Genomic DNA, 17,441 nt, shown 5'->3' with positions numbered 1-17,441 from the left:
TCAGGCGTGAGCCGGGGTCGGGGTGTAGCCGGCAACCGTAATGATGTTGCTGATCTGAGCCAGATCGCCAGTGCCCTCGACGGAGACGAGGCGGGCCTCTGGATCAGCAGTCACCTTGGAACCCGGGATCGAGCTCTCAATAGCGCTCTTGATCGTGCCAGCGCAGTGGCCGCAGGTCATGTCTTCAACCCGGACGGACAGGCCGGCGCCGGTCGCGGCCGTGGAAACTTGGTCGTTGGAATGCTGGTGGCTGCTGCACATGGGACTACTCCTTTGCAAGGGTGATGTCGGCACACTGCAGGTTTCCCACGTGGGAAGGTCAAGCGCTTTTTTCGGCGTTGCAGGCTGAAAATTTCGGTGCGCCGAATTTCTGCCATCGGCGCTTGACCTTCCCCCGGTGGGAAGCTTTATGGATGTGTCCGTCTCGTGATCAAAGGATTATGCCCGTGGCGGACAAGCTGTCATCCCTCAGTGCCCCAAGCTCGCAAACGCTCGGCATTCCCATTTCGGGCATGACCTGTGCCTCGTGCGTGGGACGTGTGGAAAAAGCCATCCGCGCCGTGGAGGGCGTGCAAAGCGTTGCGGTCAATCTGGCCACCGAGCGGGCACAAGTGACTACGGCGCGAGGCACGGGGCCGGAAGCAATCTTGAACGCCATCCGGAACGCAGGTTACGAACCACGTGAGGAGGACGCAGATCTATCCGTCCACGGAATGAGCTGCGCATCCTGCGTGGGGCGTGTCGAGCGCGCCCTGAACGCCGTGCCGGGGGTGCTGGGAGCATCAGTCAATCTGGCTACGGAGCGGGCACATGTCCGGTATGCAGGAGGCGCCGATGTGCTGGCTGCTGTAATCGCAGCCGCCGACAAGGCCGGTTATCCCGCCGAGCAAGTACGCACCGATGCCGCTCAAAGTGACCGGGAGAAGGAAGCCCGCAACGCCGAGATGAAGCGGTTGCAGCGCTCTCTCATCATTGCCGCCATCGCCACCATCCCGCTGCTTGTCTTCGAAATGGGCATGCATCTGTTTGAAGACCTGCACCATTTCCTGGCGGCTCACATCCGCGAAGACAATATCAAGCTGATCTGCTTCGTCTTTGCGACACTCGTCCAATTCGGTCCCGGACGCATCTTCTATATGAAGGGCTGGCCTGCGCTGCGTCGCGGCGCCCCGGACATGAACTCCCTGGTCATGCTGGGAACAAGCACAGCCTACGGCTACTCCGTGGTCTCCACATTCGCACCCTCCGTCCTGCCGATCGGCATGGATTATACCTATTACGAAGCGGGAGCGGTGATCGTCACGCTGATCTTGCTCGGACGCTTCTTTGAGGCGCGTGCGAAAGGCCGGACCGGCGACGCGATTCGGCGTCTCATGAACCTCCAGGCCAAGACTGCGCGAGTGATCAAGGACGGCCGGGAGCAGGACGTTCCGGTCGAAGTCGTTCGCGTGGGCGACATCGTCGTGGTTCGCCCGGGTGAGCGCGTGCCCGTGGATGGCGAAGTGATCTCCGGCTCTTCCTTCGTGGACGAGTCCATGATTACCGGCGAGCCGATTCCGGCTCAGAAGAATACCGGCGCGAGCGTTGTCGGTGGCACGGTCAACAAGACGGGCGCATTCCAGTTTCGCGCAGCGAAAGTGGGCAGCGATACAGTGCTGGCGCAGATCGTGCGCACCGTTGAAGCGGCGCAAGGCGCAAAGTTGCCGATCCAAGCCATCGTCGACAAAGTGACGATGTGGTTCGTTCCGGTGGTGATTGGGCTCGCCATCATCACCTTCCTGGTCTGGCTCGCCTTTGGTCCGGAACCGGCACTCAGCTTCGCGCTCGTCAACGCGGTGGCGGTGCTGATCATCGCCTGCCCGTGCGCGATGGGCTTGGCGACGCCAACCTCAATCATGGTGGGGACTGGTAAGGCGGCGGAGCTCGGCATCTTGTTCCGCCGAGGCGAGGCTCTTCAGGCCCTGCGCAATACTAAAGTGATCGCCCTCGACAAGACCGGAACGCTCACTAAGGGCCGCCCAGAACTCACCGACCTTCAGATGGCTCCCGGCTTCACTGAAGCTGAAGTCCTAACCCTCGTTGCCTCCGTAGAGACCCGCTCCGAGCATCCGATCGCGGAGGCGATCGTCGCCGAGGCACGCCGTCGTGGGCATAATCTCGTTGAGCCCAACGCCTTCGAGGGCAAGCCAGGCTTTGGCGTCGTAGCCAAAGTCGGCGAACGTGAGGTGGCAGTCGGCGCGGACCGGCTTATGGCTCAGCGCGGGCACGACCTCAGCATCTTTTCCGCAGCGGCGGAGCGTCTGGCCGAACAGGGTAAGTCGCCTCTCTACGCCGCCGTGGATGGGCGTCTTGCGGCAATCATTGCAGTGGCTGACCCCGTCAAGGAAACCACACCGGCGGCTCTGGAAGCGCTCCGGGATCTCGGTCTGCGCATTGTTATGATCACCGGCGACAACCGGCGCACGGCCGAGGCCATCGCGAGGACCCTTGGCGTAGACGAAGTGGTCGCCGAGGTTCTCCCCACCGGCAAGGCTGATGTGGTCAAGAACCTGCAGAGCGGCGGAGCCGCGGTGGCTTTTGTGGGTGATGGCATCAACGATGCACCTGCGCTCGCACAGGCCGATGTCGGCCTTGCTATCGGCACAGGGACTGACATTGCCATCGAGAGTGCGGATGTGGTGCTCATGTCGGGCGATCTGCGTAACGTGCCCAACGCCATTGCGCTCTCGCAAGCGACGATCCGTAACATCGGACAGAACCTATTCTGGGCCTTCGCTTACAACGCTGTGCTAATCCCGGTCGCCGCAGGAGCCCTCTATCCCACTTTCGGTATTCTGCTCTCTCCGATGGTGGCGGGCCTTGCCATGGCGCTCTCCAGCGTAAGCGTACTCAGCAACGCCCTCCGCTTGCGCGCCTTCTCCCCGCCAGTGAAGACTGGAGAGGAGCGGCAGACCGTCTTGCGCGCCGTGCCAGCCGAGTAAGAGGACAGGCGTCATGAGTTTCACGGTCACTGTCGCAAACACCTCCTCCTCGTTCGAGGTTGCCGAGGACACGACGATCATCCAGGCAGCCGTAGCCGCTGGCGTAGCTTATCCCTACGGATGCCAAGTGGGCCGGTGCGGAAGTTGCAAGTCACGTCTCATCGAGGGAGAGGTCGACCACCTTCCGCACACACCATTTTCCCTGACGGAAAAGGACAAGCAATCGGGATTCATTCTGGCCTGCCGGTCCCGACCTCGGTCCAACTGCACCGTTGCGTGGCTCGGGAGCGACACGGCCAATCATCCTCTGCGCCAAGAGGCGGGGCAGGTGGTCCATCTCGAACGCGCTGCGCCAGACATCACAGTCGTGCAAATCCGTCTCGACGCAGAGGCTCCGCTTCAGTTCTCTGCAGGACAATATGCTGAGCTTACCTTCGCCAACTGTCCCCCGCGACATTACTCCATGGCCAACCAGCCGGGCTCGGACACGCTCGAGTTCCATGTGCGGCACGTTCCGGATGGCTCGGCGAGCAGTTATGTGGCCCAAGGCTTGAAGGTAGGAGACTCAGTCTTCTTGCGCGGCCCCATTGGAACCGCTCACCTGCGTCCTCGTCAAACGAGACCCATTGTTGCGGTCGCCGGCGGGTCGGGGTTGGCACCGATCCTATCCATCCTCGGCGCTGCCGCCGCCCTCAAGCTGACCCAACCGATTCACCTCTATTTCGCAGCCCGGTCAACGGACGACCTCTACCGCGAGGAGCAGATCCAAGCCCTTACGGAGAACAACCCGAACATCGCCTACACGCCGGTCGTTGCCAACAAGGGCGAAGGCGGAAACCGGGAGCGCCTGCGCCGGATTCTCGCGACGGATCTGGCAGATCTCCGAGGATGGCAAGCTTACCTCGCCGGCTCGCCGCAACTGGTCGACGGTGTCACGGAAATCCTCGTGCACCAAGGGCTCTCCCATGAGCACTGCCATGCCGACGCCTTCTTCACAGCGGCCGAGAAGGCAAGCATTCTAGAACCCTCCTAACGTCTGATCACGAGTATATGCGATGAACATCGGTGAAGCAGCACAAGCCTCTGGCGTATCGGCCAAGATGGTCCGGTATTACGAGAGGATCGGGCTCATCCGTGCCGCGACGCGGACGGAGAGCGGCTACAGGGTCTACAGCGATGAGGATGTCCATACCCTGCGGTTCATCCGGCGGTCGCGGGGTCTAGGCTTCTCCATAGAGGAAACGGCAGAGCTCCTAGCCCTCTGGCGCGACAGGGAGCGCGCAAGCGCCGACGTGAAGTCCTTCGCGCTCAAGCATGTGAAGGATCTGGAAGCCAAGATCGAATCTCTGCAGTCCATGTGCCGGACGCTTCGGCATCTGGCGGGCAGCTGCCACGGAGATGGCCGGCCGGACTGTCCGATCCTCGACGACATCGCAGCATTCGGGCCTGGCGACAAGAAGGAGGCTAAGCGCACCAAGGCCGTGTCGACCTGCAACCATTCTCACTGACGCGCCTGACGCTGCTTTCAGACGACAGGAACCGCCTCGGGTGGTCCCTTCCAGTCGAGACTGAGAACCTGTCGGCAAGCCCCCGCACGGTAATGTCAGGCTGGAAGCTGAACCGATCATCGCACGCCGGACGCACGGCACTTGTAATGTTACTCCATACAGCGACCTGTTGTCCTCTGCTGCGCTTGATATGAACTATCCCGGCGGACCCCTGCATACCGTTGTAGCAGGTGAACCCAGCGACCAAATCGGTCATATTCGGCCGCGTCAGCGATCGGTTCCCAGTGCCGACGACAATTGGGACGATGCGTCTTCTCCCAGTATGCAGGCCGTGCATCCGCCCTGAGATGGATCCTCCGCTTACGAGGCGGGCTGGTAAGTCCTGTCTAAACGCGCCAGTAAAATGCGCATAGACCCCTTGTTATCCCGGGTCCCGATCTGCTGAAAATATGGGCGGCTTTCGTGCCAGTGCCTAAATTGTTCAAGCCATGTGCTGCTTGCATAAGCAAGCCGCATCCTAAGCGCTTCTTTTTTGCACTGCAGCAAGTACATGAAGGCCCAGAAATTGTTCGTTCCTGGTCGGCAGATCCGAACGCCTCATCGGTGTTCCCACAGGATCGGTCACGGGTCATTCAGCGTTACCAAAGGCAGCAGACGTCATGTTTCTCTCGGTCATCCTCGGCAGGATCCACTCCGCAGCCAAGCGTTGGAAGGCGGCTCGCGAGCTGCGCAGCCTCAACTGCCGTGAGCTCTCGGAACTTGGTCTCGCTCGGGGAACCTATCAGGATTACGCCGGTGGCGCGGCATGGAAGAGCCTGCATCAGATCGTGCTGGAGAGCCGCTAATCCGGCACTGCAGGTTCGGCTCTCAGAGCCGGCTTCTCAGACGGTAATGGACCCAACGAGTGGGAGGCTGATCCGGTATCAGCCTCCCGCTTCGTTTCTGGGCCTTCCGAAGGCGCGGCGGCCTATGCGATGCCGCCGATATGGAAGGTCTTGGTAGCCAGATATTCCTCGATCCCAAGGTGGGATCCTTCGCGGCCAATGCCGGACTGCTTGATTCCTCCGAACGGGGCGACCTCCATCGACACGGAGCCCGTGTTGAGGCCCACCATGCCCACCTCGATGCGTTCGGCAACACGCCAGGAGCGGTTGAGATCGTTGGTGTAGAAGTAGGAGGCGAGGCCATAGGGCGTGTTGTTGGCCATGCGGATCGCCTCGTCCTCCGTTTCGAAGCGGAACAGCGGCGCAACAGGCCCGAAGGTTTCCTCCTGCGCCAGTCTCATGTTCCATCCGGCGTCCGTGAGGACTGTGGGTTCGAAGAACCGGCCGCCGAGCGGATGACCCCTGCCGCCGACCACGGCGCGCGCTCCCTTGTCGAGTGCATCCGCGACATGCTCCCGAACCTTGGTCACCGCCGCGGCGTTGATCAGCGGACCAATCGTGGAATCGCCGCTTTGGCCGTTTCCGACCCGAAGCGCCTTGACTGCTTCGCTGACGCGCCCGGCAAAGGAATCATAGATCTTCGCATGAACGAGAACCCGGTTTGCGCAGACGCAGGTCTGCCCACCGTTCCTGAACTTGCTTGCCATCAGGCCGGCCACGGCCGCGTCCAAATTGGCGTCTTCGAACACGATGAAGGCGGCATTGCCGCCGAGTTCGAGGCTCACGCGCTGGATGTTGTGCGCGGCCTGCTCCATCAGCAGTCGACCGACTTTGGTTGATCCCGTGAAAGAGATCTTGCGCACCATCGGATTACCCGTCAGCTCCGCGCCGATCTCCTGCGGCATACCGGTGACCACGTTGAAGACGCCCGCCGGAATGCCTGCCCGCTCGGCCAGGGCAGCAAGAGCCAGGGCCGAGAAGGGTGTGAGTTCCGACGGCTTCACGATGATGCTGCAACCCGCCGCCAGGGCAGGCGCGCACTTGCGGGTGATCATTGCATTGGGGAAGTTCCACGGCGTGATCGCGGCGCACACGCCCACCGGCTGCTTGAGCATGATGATGCGGCGGTCGGCTGTGGGAGCCGGGATGGTTTCGCCATAGACGCGGCGTGCCTCCTCGGCAAACCAGCGCACGAAGCTGGCGCCGTACAGGATCTCGCCGCGCGCCTCGGAAATGGGCTTGCCCTGTTCCAGGGTCATGATGGCGGCCAGCTCCTCGACATTGTCCAGAATGAGCTGATTCCAGCGCAACAGCAGATCGGCTCTCTCCGCCGCGCTCGCTGCCCGCCAACGGTGTAAGGCCTCCTCGGCAGCGTGGATGGCATCGCGGGTGTCGGCGCCGGAGAGGTCGGGAACATGCCCGATGATCTCTCCTGTGGCCGGATCGTCGACGGGGACCGTGCGGCCTGATTTTGCTGAGATCCACTGTCCGCCGACATAGGCCTGGGTTCGGAATAGGGGAGTGTGAGTGATATCCATTTCGTTTCCGCTCCTCGAGGTCTGCCCATGCTAACGAGGTCGGGCGAAAGAGAATTCTTAATTTGATCGCATGACAGTAGAAACACGAGGAAATCGACGTCGCTTCAGCAGATTCAGCAATTGCCAAGACGCGATCATGCCATGACCGGGTGCAATGTTCATGAACAACAGGACGACCATTCAATCACGCCAGGTCGAGGCATTCCGTGCGGTCATGCTCACCGGGAGTATGACGGCCGCGGCTGACATGCTCTACATCACTCAATCCGCCGTCAGTCGCCTCATCCGGGATTTCGAGGCCCATCTTGCCCTGCGGCTCTTCGAGAGGCGTGGATATCAGGTCATCCCCACGCCCGATGCGGTCACGCTCTTTGCGGAGGTCGAACGATCCTTTGTTGGCCTTTCGCGAATTGCCGACACGGCCAAGGCGATCAAAGCAAACCAGGCCGGATCGCTACGCATCGCTGCCATGCCCGTTCTGATGAGCGGCGCGCTGCCTCGCTTCGTCGCCGCGTTCATGCGCAACAGGCCGAACGTGCATGTCTCTCTCGTCGGCCTGCCATCCCACCTCGTCGTTGAAGCCGTGACGGCAGGCCAGGTGGATCTCGGATATGCGGACAAGCCGATCGAGCAGCCGCTTCTCGACATTGAGAGCTTCGAGGCGGCGGCGGTCGTGATCATGCCTGAGCATCACAGACTTGCAGCACAGGGGACTGTTGCGCCCGCCGATCTTGCCGGCGAGGCCCTGATTAGCGTCTCGACGAGAACGCTGTTCCGGTCGCGTATCGATGCGGCTCTCGCCGACGTCGCCCATCGCATCGTCGCCGAGGCGACGCTCGCGCAGATCGCCTGCCTGCTGGTGAGCGAGGGGGCGGGGCTCAGCATCGTCAGTCCGTACGCAGCCGAGGAGTTTCTCGGGCGCGGGCTGGTCGCGCGGCCCTTCACCACACGGATTGAGGCGGGCTTCATCTCGCTCCGCTCGCAGCAGCGCCCCGCCTCGGCTCTCGCCAGCACCTTCCAAGCCGAGTTCGCAGCCCACGCCCGCCGGTGGCGGTCCTAGGAGCGAAATTGCCGGCCATCACATTCGCGCATGCATGCAGAAGCAAATGAAAATTGACGGAATGCGGGCGCGATGGGAACACAATGGGCCATGGCACTTAAGGAGGGCGAGCGAATGACCGACAGGGACGTTTTGATCGTCGGCGGGGGTCTTCTGGGCGCCTCCATCGCCTGGGGGCTCGCCCGCTTGGGGTTGCGCGTCGCGGTGCTCGACGAGGGCGACACCGCCTTCCGCGCCGCTCGGGCCAATTTCGGTCTTGTTTGGGTACAGGGCAAAGGCCTGGGCAAGCCGGAATATTCGAACTGGACCCAAGCCTCAGCGGCGCTTTGGCCGCGTCTCTCCGACGAGCTGAAGCGGGAGACGGGAATCGATCCAGGCTTTAGTCAGCCTGGGGGCTTTTCTATCCGCCTCACCGAATTGGAGTTGCAACGTGGCATCGATGCCATGAACGCCCTGCAAAGCCAGCCGAACATTGCCCGGTATCCGTACGAGATCCTGAACCATCGCGAGACGAAAGCCCGCCTGCCGGCGATTGGCCCCACCGTGGCGGGCTCGATCTACAGCCCACTTGACGGCCATGCCAATCCCTTGCGCCTGTATCGCGCGTTTCACGCGGCGCTGCACAGGATGGGAGCCGCCTATCTGCCTGAACATCATGTCGAGCGGATCAGCCATCAGGGCGGCGCCTTCACCGTGGAGGGGCCCTGGGGCACGATGTCGGCGGGACGGATCGTGCTCGCCGCCGGCATCGGCAATACCCGTCTCGCGCCGATGGTCGGCCTCAACGTGCCGCTGGTGCCGAGCCGTGGCCAGATCATCGTGACGGAAAAGACGGTGCCGTTCCTGCACCATCCGGTGGGCAACATCCGGCAGGTGGACGAGGGCGGCGTGATCATCGGGGAGAGCAAGGAAGCCACGATGGACCACCAGCGGCCGCGGGCTCCCGTTACGGCCGTGTTGGCTGACCGCGCCATGCGCATGTTCCCGATCATCGGGGAGCTCAATGTGGTGCGGATCTGGGCGGCGTTCCGGATCATCACGCCTGATGGGTTTCCGATCTACGAGCAGTCCCGCAGCTGCCCGGGAGCCTTCGCGGTGGCCTGCCATTCCGGTGTCACCCTCGCCGCCAACCATGCCTTCACCATCGCGGGACACATCGCCCAAGGCGAAATCCCCGCGAGCTTGGCCACGTTCTCCTCGGAGCGGTTCGATGTTTCGGCGGCTGCCTGATCACAAGGGTGATCTCGTCACCTTCACGTTCGACGGGACACCCCTCATGGCTTCCAAGGGCGACACCGTCGCGGCCGCCCTTCTCGCGGCAGGTGTCACGCGGTTCCGCACGACGCCGGTCTCGGGGGCCGACCGCGGCCCCTATTGCATGATGGGGGTTTGCTTCGAGTGCCTCGTGACGATCGATGGGCGCGGCAACCGACAGGCATGCCTCACAACGATCGAGGAGGGGATGCGGGTGGAGACGCAGCACGGAGCCGCCACTTACCCGACGGGGATCTCCGCATGAGCGTGCACCACGTGAACACCGCGTCCGACTTGCAGGAGACCTATGATCTGCTAGTCGTCGGAGCCGGCCCTGCCGGGCTCAGCGCGGCCGCCGTCGCCGCGGAGTGCGGCCTGAGTGTCCTTCTCTGCGACGAGAACGGAAGTCCCGGCGGCCAGATTTACCGCGGCATCACGGAGGCAAGCGCTGCCACCAAGGCGCGCTTGGGCAAGGACTACGCCGCAGGCGAGGCGATCATCACCCGGTTTCTGGCAACATCCGCCTGCTACGCCGCGCGGGCGAGCGTGTGGAGCATTGCACCCTACGAGCCAGAAGTGGGAGAGGCCTCGGGCCTGGAGGTGGGCGTTTCCCTCGCGGGAGCCGCGCGCCTGATCCGGGTTCGCCGGGCCATCCTCGCGACCGGCGCGCTGGAGCGGCCTTTTCCGATCCCGGGCTGGACGCTGCCCGGCATCATGACCGCGGGCTCCGCGCAGATCGCGTTAAAGACGGCCGGATTGGTGCCAAGCGGACGCACCGTTATCGCAGGCACGGGCCCGCTTCTGTATCTTCTCGCCGCCCAGTTGATCGGCGCGGGCGCCTCGGTGAACGCGGTGGTCGATACCACCCCGAACGGCAACAGGAGGCGGGCTTTGGCCCATTCCTTCGATTTTGCCCGGTCCGCCTATGGGCTGAAGGGCGCGAGGCTGCTCGCACAGGTTCATCGCTATACCCGCGTAATCCGCAACGTCATGGCACTCGAGGCCGCTGGCGACGGCCGTCTGTCGGAGGTGGTGGTGACCTATCGTGGAGGAACCGAGCGCCTGCCGGCGGATCTGCTGCTGTTGCACCAGGGCATCGTTCCCAACCTCAACCTGTCCTTGGCCTCAGGCTGCGCTTCTGGATGGAATGATCGCCAGGCGACGTTCACGCCCACCATCGATGAATGGTGCCAGACTTCAGTGCCGGACATTGCTATCGCAGGCGACGCCGGTGGGATCATCGGGGCGGAAGGCTCTGCCTTGCATGGCGCCCTAGCTGGCATGGCGGCAGCCTGGCGCTTGGGCCGATTGAGCGAGGCGGAGCGAGACAAACGCGCAGCGCCCGTCCGCGCCAGACTTCGAATGGCGCTTCGTGGGCGGCTATTCCTTGATGAGCTGTTCCGGCCTGGTGACGATTTCCGCATACCGACTCGCCCCGAGACGATCGTCTGCCGCTGCGAAGAAGTCACGGCTGGTGCGATCAGGGCGACGATGCCCCTCGGCGTGCGCGGCCCCAATCAGATGAAGGCCTACCTCCGGTGCGGCATGGGGCCGTGCCAAGGCCGTCTGTGCGGTCTCACCGTCACCGAGATCATCGCGCAGGAGCGCGGCGTCGCGCCGGGAGAGGTGGGCTACTACAACGTGAGGACGCCCATCAAACCCGTGGCGCTCAAGGAACTCGCGGCCCTGCCCCAATCGGACAGCGCGATCAAGGCAGTGGCCGGTTTCGTCGAGAAGCCGGTTTCGGCAAGTCACCCTCGAACTCAAGAATAGAAAATGATCAATCGGCACATTCAAACACCCATCATGCACCGCGTCGTCGAGAAAGACGGCCTCGTGTTCATCGCAGGGACGACGGCGGATGATGTGTCCGTCGGCATGCGTGGGCAGACGGAGCAGATTCTCGCCAAGTTCGACCGATTTCTGGCCGAGGCTGGATCGGACAAGTCACATCTTCTATCCGTCACGATCTTCATCACCGACTTCGATCAAAAACCGGAAATGGATCTTGCCTGGAAGACCTGGTTGGAACCCGAGAACTTTCCCACGCGTGCGACCGTCGGCGTATCGAATTTGGGAAAGGGCACCCTGATTGAAATGACCGCGACGGCAGCAAAGTAGACCACATACGACAGGCCGCATCGAGTCCGCTCGATGCGGCCTGTGGCCCTTGCAGGCATCGTAGCGTTAGGCCGTCAGGGCGACAACGACGGCCTGCGCGACCTCCTCCGTGGTGGCTTGGCCCCCAAGATCAGGGGTGCGCACCCGCCCCTGGCGGGTTACATCCTCAATCGCCCTCACGACGGCTTGCGCGGCGGTGGCCTCTCCGAGGTGCTCGAGCATGAGAGCGCCGGCCCAGATCGTGGCCAGGGGATTGGCAATCCCGCGCCCAGCAATGTCGGGCGCCGAACCATGCACTGGCTCGAACATCGAGGGGACGCCTCCTTCGGGATTGATGTTGGCCGACGCCGCAAAACCCAGGCCGCCCTGAATGGCGGCTCCGATATCCGTAAGGATGTCGCCGAACAGGTTGGAGGCGACGACGACGTCGAGGGTCGACGGATGGGTAACGAACCGCGCCGCAATCGCGTCCACGTGATAGCGCGTGACCTCCACGTCTGGGTACTCTGCAGCGAGGGCGTCGGTGATCTCGTCCCAGAACACCATCGAGTGCTTCTGAGCGTTGGACTTGGTGACCGATGCGAGGCGTCTCCTGCGGGTGCGCGCCATCTCGAAGCCGTACCGGATGATGCGTTCCACGCCGCGGCGCGTGAACACCGATGTCTCCACCGCCACCTCGCTCGCAGTTCCCACATGAACGCGACCCCCGGCGCCGCTGTATTCGCCTTCCGTGTTCTCGCGGATACACAAGATGTCGAAGGATCCTGCGCGCAGGGGGCCTTCTACGCCGTCGAGAAGACGGTGCGGGCGGGAATTGACGTACAGATCGAAGGCCTTGCGGATTGGCAGGAGCAATCCGTGCAGCGAAACCGAGTCCGGCACCCGGGCGGGCCAGCCAACCGCACCGAGATAGATCGAGTCGAACGCCCGCAACTGCTCAATGCCGTCATCCGGCATCATACGGCCGTGCTGGAGATAATAATCGCAGGACCAGGGGAAGGTTTGGCTCTCCAGTCGAAAGCCAAACCTTTCGGACGCCGCAGCTAGGACGCGCCAGCCGCAATCGAGGACTTCAGTGCCGATTCCATCACCCGGAATGAGCGCGATCTTATAAGATTTCATTGGAGGTCTCGACGCTATGACGGAATCCTGAGAATGCCCCAGACTTTGCGGACATGCTCCTCACTGAGCCAGCTGCACTTCGCGCCTTTCGGGACGAGGAAAATGGAATCCTGGCCGAACGTGGTTGCCCGCCCCCGGTCATCCGTGATGCGAACGCTGCCCTCAAGGATGTGCATCAGTTCGTAATGTGCATAGACCATCGGCGCCCGGTGGTAGGGCGTCGAATCCCAAACTCCCGCGCTCCAGTGGCGCGTCGGGGTCGCATAGAGCGTGTTGTTGCGGCAAGACGGAGTCTCGCTCAAGAGAAGCTCCGCCGCCGGGCTCCCGGACGGCGAGAGCGGGAGGTCGGGATCAACGAAGATCAGATCGGCACCCTCATGCGCATCCTCGGCGAGATAGCGCATGAAGACGAGTTTCGCTTGGTCCGCTACGCTCCAGCGGAAAGATGCACCCTTTGGCACAACCAGACTGCTACCGGCCCGTAGACTCCCGCCGCTCTCCTTACCCTCGATACTGATCTCGCCGTCGAGCACGACCAGCAACTCGTGCTGCGGGACATCATAGGAGACCCCTTCGCCTGCCGGAAGCAAGCACCAGCCCACGCCGAGATTCGGGTCGTCGACGGCGAGGTCCTGACGGAAGGGAGCGAAAGAATCAGCTCTGTCGATGGGGTCATTCCGGGCGATCGTCGTGGGGGCTTTGGGCGCCGACGCGCGAAGGTCAGTATAGGTGGGATGCATGGCGGTGCGACTCAGGAATGTGGAGCGATGTAAATCCGCCCGCGAGCGCGGGCGCTGGTTCGAGATTAGAAGGTCCGGCAGCATCAGAGAGTGCTGCCGGGCTGTTATCGTGCTCGATCAGTTGAGCGAGAGAGTCGGGGTGAGCACATAGAAGTTGAGCGGATGCGACTTGAAGTTCTTCACCTTAGCCGAATACGCGTCGTATGAGGTTTCGTGAATGAGGAAGACCGTCAGCGCCTCCGACTGAACCTTCTTAGCGATGTCACCATACATCGACAGCCGCTTTTCCGGCTCAGGCGTTGCGTAAATCGCCGCGAGCTTTGCGTCCATTTCCGGGGTGCAGTATTGCGAGATGTTGAAAGCGCCCTTGCATTTGTAGTCGGCGTTCAGATAGCTCGCCGGCTCGGCCGCATCGGTCAGATAGCCACGGGACATCAGGCCCATGTCATAGTTGCCGGACAGCATGTCGGGCTCGATGGCGTTGTATTCCGCCACCTTGATGTCAACCTGGATGCCAATATTCTTGAGCATCTCCTGGATGACCGCCGCCACGTCCTTCAACTCCGTCTTGTTCGAGTAGGCGAGGAGATTGACCTTGAGGGTACCAGGCTTCACCCCAGCCTCCTCGAGGAGCGCCTTGGCCTTCTTGACGTCATAGGCCGGCTTCAAGTCTTTCGGCGCCCACGGATCGGTGGGGACGAACGGTCCCACGGCCGGCTGCACCGCACCTTCGTACACCGCCGCGGCGAGAGCGGCGTTGTCGATGGCAGCCTGAATCGCTTGGCGCACCTTGATGTTATCGAAGGGGGCCTTCTTGTTGTTCATCAACAACATGGTCGTCCGAGGGGCATTAACCGCCTCGAGCTTTACGCCTGGTGTGCTCTTCAGCTTGCTCACGATGCCTGGCGGGATCAGGCGGGAGATATCCGTCTCACCAGTCCGTATCTGGGTAGCACGGGTGTTCGCATCTGAGATGAAGCGGATTTCTGCACCGTCCAGAGTAGGCTTCCCACCCCAGTAGTTCTCGTTGCGTTTGACGGTCGCGCGGGTTGGGTCCACCTCGGTGATGATGAACGGCCCCGTGCAGGCGTTAATTGGGTTGATCTTTCCGTCCTTGTAGGCGGACGGCGACAGGATTGACGTGGCGGGGCTTGCCATCTGCAGGGGCAGAAGCACGGAAGGCTCAAGAGTGGTGATCTTGACGACCTTGTCGCCGACGGCCTCGACCGACTTGATCACCTTGGGCGAAAAGGCGCGCGCCGGCATGGTCGCCTTCAGGAGATTGTTGAGCGCGTTGGCCGCACTCTCCGCATTCAGGGGCAGTCCGTCCTGGAACTTCACGTTGTCCCGAAGGGTAAACTCCCAGGTGGTCGGCGCGGTCTGGGTCCACGATGTGGCGAGGGACGGCTGAAGGGTATTGTCGAAGCCGACCCGCGCAAGGCTCTCGTAGCAGCCCGAGCGACTGCCGACGAAGGCGTCGTCCGAGGCCATCTCCCAGCCTGTTTTGGGACTCCACCAATCGACCATTCGAATGGTGTTGGAGCCCGCCGCCTGAGCGGAGGCTGATGTTGCGAGCGTTGCCGCAAAGACTGCGAACGCTAGAGTATGAGTGCGCATGTTCCCCGTTCCTTCTGTGGTCGCGGCAGATGCCCAGAGGCATCGTCCGGCGTGAGTGAACCGCATCGCTTCAACGTTCTAGCGCGTCCGTGTTGATCGGACCGTCTGTTCGCCGGGGCTCCCGCCGCAGGTCAGCATCTGCGCGGACACGGGGGCGGACCGGATGACAGGTTCTTTTCGCAGAACTCCTATCTCTCCCGACGATGCGAACCGCCTTATTGAGCGACCTTCCCCCTTGGGAAGGTCAAGTGTCTTCACTATCGTCTTGATAATTCAGTTGAAAATGCTGCTGGAGGCTGGGTTGTAAGACAGTTATGCTGAAATGTGGTGCTGTCAAAGAACCAAAACACTCGATCGGCGGACCACAAATCGAGTCCGTCCTCGCCAACTCGTTGCTCTGGGTGCCGCTTACTCAGGCTTTGTTCGTGCAACCGGCTGCCTGTTGGCATTGACGACCGATGGATCAGGTTGCTCTGACTCGTCCAAGTATTCCTAAAACGGGCAGCGCACCGGGGAGCCGTGTCCAGCTTGGAGGAGGTCTTGTCCGTGTGCTGAACAGGCGAGGGGCAAACAGCGCGCTGAGCCGGAGCTCTTCGCCTTTCACCGCCGACACGTTACGGGCGTTTACCGTGGCGACGCCGCTGGTCGGTGGGGTCAGACGCGCCAGAACCCGCGCGGTATCTTGGTTTGGCCCAGGTGCTTGCGGATGAGGCGATCAGGCGCGGCAACGCTTGGCGGGGACGGGTCGATGCGAGGACAGGCAGTGCTCCCGTGAACACCGCCTGCCGTTCGGCGGGACGCACCCGCCGATCAGTTGATGGCAAGCGCGGGAGTCAACGTGATATAGTTCAGCGGGTGCGGCCGATAGTTCTTCACCTTCGCCGAGTACGCATCGTAGAGCGTCTCATGAACGAGGAAGACCGTGAGCGCATCGGCCTGCACCTTCTTGGCGATCTCCTGATACATCGGCATACGCTTCTCCGGTTCGACCGTCTGATAGATCGCCTTGATCTTCGCATCCATCTCTGGGTTGCAATAATGCGAGATGTTGAAGCCGCCGCCGCAGGTGTAGTCGGCGTTGAGGTAGCTCGCCGGCTCCGCCGCGTCGGTCAGATAACCGCGGGACATGAGGGCCATGTCGTAGTTCCCCGCCAGCATGTCAGGCTCGATGGCGTTGTATTCCGCGACCTTCACATCGACCTGAATGCCGATGGACTTCAGCTGTTCCTGGATCACGGCCGCCACGTCCTTGAACTCCACCTTAGACGAATAGGCGAGCAGATTGACCTTCAGCGACTCAGGCTTCACGCCTGCCTCGGCCAGCAGGCCCTTGGCCTTCGCAAGGTCGTAGGTGGGCTTCTGGTCCTTGGGCCCCCACGGGTCCGTGGGCGGAAACGGACCGGTGGCAGGCTGAACCAGCCCCTCATAGACTGCGGCAGCGAGTCCCGCCGTGTCGATTGCCGCTTGGACGGCCTGGCGGACCTTGATGTTGTCGAAGGGAGCCTTCTTGTTGTTCAGCAAGAGCATGGTCGTGCGCGGCGCATTGACCTGCTCGAGCTTGATATTCGACGACTTCTTGAGCGTCGTGGCCACCAGTGGGGGAATCATGCGCGCGACGTCCGTTTCACCCGAACGAACTTGGGTCGCGCGGCTGTTCGCGTCAGTGATGAAGCGAATCTCGGCGCCGGCCAGCACGGGCTTGTTGCCCCAATAGCTCTCATTGCGCTTGACGGTCATGCGCTGCGTGGGGTCGACCTGCGTGATCGTGAAAGGACCCGTGCAGGCATTGATCGGGTTGATCTTGCCATCCTTGTACGCCCCAGGCGAGAGGATTGTGGTGGCCGGGCTTGCGAGCTGCAGCGGCAGAAGCGCGGAAGGTTCGTTGGTGGTGATCCTCACCACCTTGTCGCCGACCGCCTCGACCGACTTGATCATCTTCGGCGAGAAGGCGCGAGCCGGCGTGGCGGCCTTGAGAAGGTTATTCAGCGCGTTGGCGGTGTTGGCCGCATTGAGGGGCTCGCCGTCCTGGAATTTCACGTTGTCGCGGAGCGTGAACTCCCAGGTGGTCGGGGAGGTCTGGGTCCAGGAGGTCGCCAGCGATGGCTGAAGCTTGAGATCGAAGTCGACGCGGGTCAGGCTTTCGTAGCAGCCGGCGCGGCTTCCAAGATAGGCGTCATCGGACGCCATGTCCCAACCGGTCCTGACCTGCCAGGCATCGACGACGCGAATGGTGCTCCCACCGGCGTTCTGTGCGAGCGCCGGACCCGAGAGTGCTGCTGCCAAAGTGACTGCCAACGCATTGATACGCATGTTCTCGTTCCTTCCGTCATTTCTGTGAATGCAGTGCATTCACAGGTGTGAGCACGAGCATGGTCTCGAAGCTTCCAGCCTCGCTGGACCGCCAATCTGTTGTGGCGCTTTTTGGAAGCTTATCTCTCGCAACCATACTGTCTGCCTTCATCGAGCCACCTTGCCAAATGGTAAGGTCAAGAAATTCTGCAGAAGCTTTCGTTGCTTAGCGTAACATGCTGCGGGATACGCCTTCGCTGGACTGTTATGCTGGACGGCGCTTCGTCAGAGCCTACGCGGCCCCGTAAATGCCTTTCCCTTAGCCCC

Annotated in this window: 15 protein-coding genes; 9 read left to right on the top strand and 6 right to left on the bottom strand. The window is 62.2% G+C overall.

Annotated elements, in window-relative coordinates; genetic code table 11:
- Positions 1 to 261, bottom strand: a complete 261-nt coding sequence (locus tag OCW50_RS08290) for a heavy-metal-associated domain-containing protein (RefSeq protein ID WP_262297130.1) — start codon at positions 259 to 261, stop codon at positions 1 to 3.
- 251 nt (positions 262 to 512) lie between these two features.
- Between OCW50_RS08290 and OCW50_RS08285 the strand changes: the two genes are divergently transcribed.
- The 4 genes from OCW50_RS08285 (at position 513) to OCW50_RS08270 (ending at position 5,334) form a co-directional block, all read left to right on the top strand.
- On the top strand, positions 513 to 2,981 hold the full coding sequence (locus OCW50_RS08285; protein WP_444547391.1) for a heavy metal translocating P-type ATPase: 2,469 nt from the start codon (positions 513 to 515) through the stop codon (positions 2,979 to 2,981).
- Positions 2,982 to 2,994: 13 nt separating this feature from the next.
- Positions 2,995 to 4,014 carry a 2Fe-2S iron-sulfur cluster-binding protein gene (locus OCW50_RS08280; protein ID WP_262297128.1) on the top strand — a complete coding sequence of 340 codons (1,020 nt, stop codon included), beginning with the start codon at positions 2,995 to 2,997 and terminating at the stop codon, positions 4,012 to 4,014.
- A 22-nt stretch (positions 4,015 to 4,036) separates the two neighbouring features.
- Positions 4,037 to 4,489, top strand: coding sequence for a Cu(I)-responsive transcriptional regulator (cueR, locus tag OCW50_RS08275; protein ID WP_262297127.1), 453 nt, complete (start codon positions 4,037 to 4,039; stop codon positions 4,487 to 4,489).
- A gap of 659 nt (positions 4,490 to 5,148) precedes the next feature.
- The gene (locus tag OCW50_RS08270) at positions 5,149 to 5,334 is read left to right on the top strand and encodes a hypothetical protein (RefSeq protein ID WP_262297126.1); all 186 of its coding nucleotides are present in this window, start codon (positions 5,149 to 5,151) and stop codon (positions 5,332 to 5,334) included.
- 122 nt (positions 5,335 to 5,456) lie between these two features.
- On the opposite strand, the gene OCW50_RS08265 is transcribed toward OCW50_RS08270, so the two are convergent.
- Positions 5,457 to 6,911 (bottom strand): NAD-dependent succinate-semialdehyde dehydrogenase, encoded by a 1,455-nt coding sequence (locus OCW50_RS08265; RefSeq protein ID WP_262297125.1) that lies wholly within the window; start codon positions 6,909 to 6,911, stop codon positions 5,457 to 5,459.
- A gap of 160 nt (positions 6,912 to 7,071) precedes the next feature.
- Here OCW50_RS08265 and OCW50_RS08260 point away from each other — a divergent pair, with 160 nt between their 5' ends.
- The 5 genes from OCW50_RS08260 (at position 7,072) to OCW50_RS08240 (ending at position 11,346) form a co-directional block, all read left to right on the top strand.
- Positions 7,072 to 7,971, top strand: coding sequence for a LysR substrate-binding domain-containing protein (locus OCW50_RS08260; RefSeq protein WP_262297124.1), 900 nt, complete (start codon positions 7,072 to 7,074; stop codon positions 7,969 to 7,971).
- Positions 7,972 to 8,085: 114 nt separating this feature from the next.
- Positions 8,086 to 9,201, top strand: a complete 1,116-nt coding sequence (locus OCW50_RS08255; RefSeq protein WP_262297123.1) for an NAD(P)/FAD-dependent oxidoreductase — start codon at positions 8,086 to 8,088, stop codon at positions 9,199 to 9,201.
- The gene (locus OCW50_RS08250) at positions 9,182 to 9,490 is read left to right on the top strand and encodes a (2Fe-2S)-binding protein (RefSeq protein ID WP_262297122.1); all 309 of its coding nucleotides are present in this window, start codon (positions 9,182 to 9,184) and stop codon (positions 9,488 to 9,490) included. The genes OCW50_RS08255 and OCW50_RS08250 overlap by 20 nt, the downstream gene beginning before the upstream one ends.
- Positions 9,487 to 10,998, top strand: coding sequence for an FAD-dependent oxidoreductase (locus tag OCW50_RS08245; RefSeq protein ID WP_315974406.1), 1,512 nt, complete (start codon positions 9,487 to 9,489; stop codon positions 10,996 to 10,998). Before OCW50_RS08250 ends, OCW50_RS08245 begins: the two co-directional genes overlap by 4 nt.
- A gap of 3 nt (positions 10,999 to 11,001) precedes the next feature.
- Complete coding sequence (locus tag OCW50_RS08240; protein WP_262297121.1) at positions 11,002 to 11,346, top strand: RidA family protein; 345 nt, start codon at positions 11,002 to 11,004, stop codon at positions 11,344 to 11,346.
- Positions 11,347 to 11,412: 66 nt separating this feature from the next.
- Here OCW50_RS08240 and OCW50_RS08235 read toward each other — a convergent pair whose 3' ends face one another.
- From OCW50_RS08235 to OCW50_RS08220, 4 genes are all read right to left on the bottom strand, one after another.
- Entirely contained in the window at positions 11,413 to 12,468 is a 1,056-nt protein-coding gene (locus OCW50_RS08235; RefSeq protein WP_262297120.1) for a tartrate dehydrogenase, read from the bottom strand.
- Positions 12,469 to 12,482: 14 nt separating this feature from the next.
- Entirely contained in the window at positions 12,483 to 13,292 is an 810-nt protein-coding gene (locus OCW50_RS08230) for a cupin domain-containing protein (protein WP_262297119.1), read from the bottom strand.
- 33 nt (positions 13,293 to 13,325) lie between these two features.
- Positions 13,326 to 14,825, bottom strand: a complete 1,500-nt coding sequence (locus OCW50_RS08225; protein ID WP_373371337.1) for an ABC transporter substrate-binding protein — start codon at positions 14,823 to 14,825, stop codon at positions 13,326 to 13,328.
- 810 nt (positions 14,826 to 15,635) lie between these two features.
- Positions 15,636 to 17,135 (bottom strand): ABC transporter substrate-binding protein, encoded by a 1,500-nt coding sequence (locus tag OCW50_RS08220; RefSeq protein ID WP_262297118.1) that lies wholly within the window; start codon positions 17,133 to 17,135, stop codon positions 15,636 to 15,638.
- Positions 17,136 to 17,441 lie beyond the last annotated feature (306 nt).

The organism is Microvirga sesbaniae (genome assembly GCF_025460805.1).
GTDB lineage: Bacteria > Pseudomonadota > Alphaproteobacteria > Rhizobiales > Beijerinckiaceae > Microvirga > Microvirga sesbaniae.
This window is presented reverse-complemented; position numbering and strand designations above follow the sequence as displayed.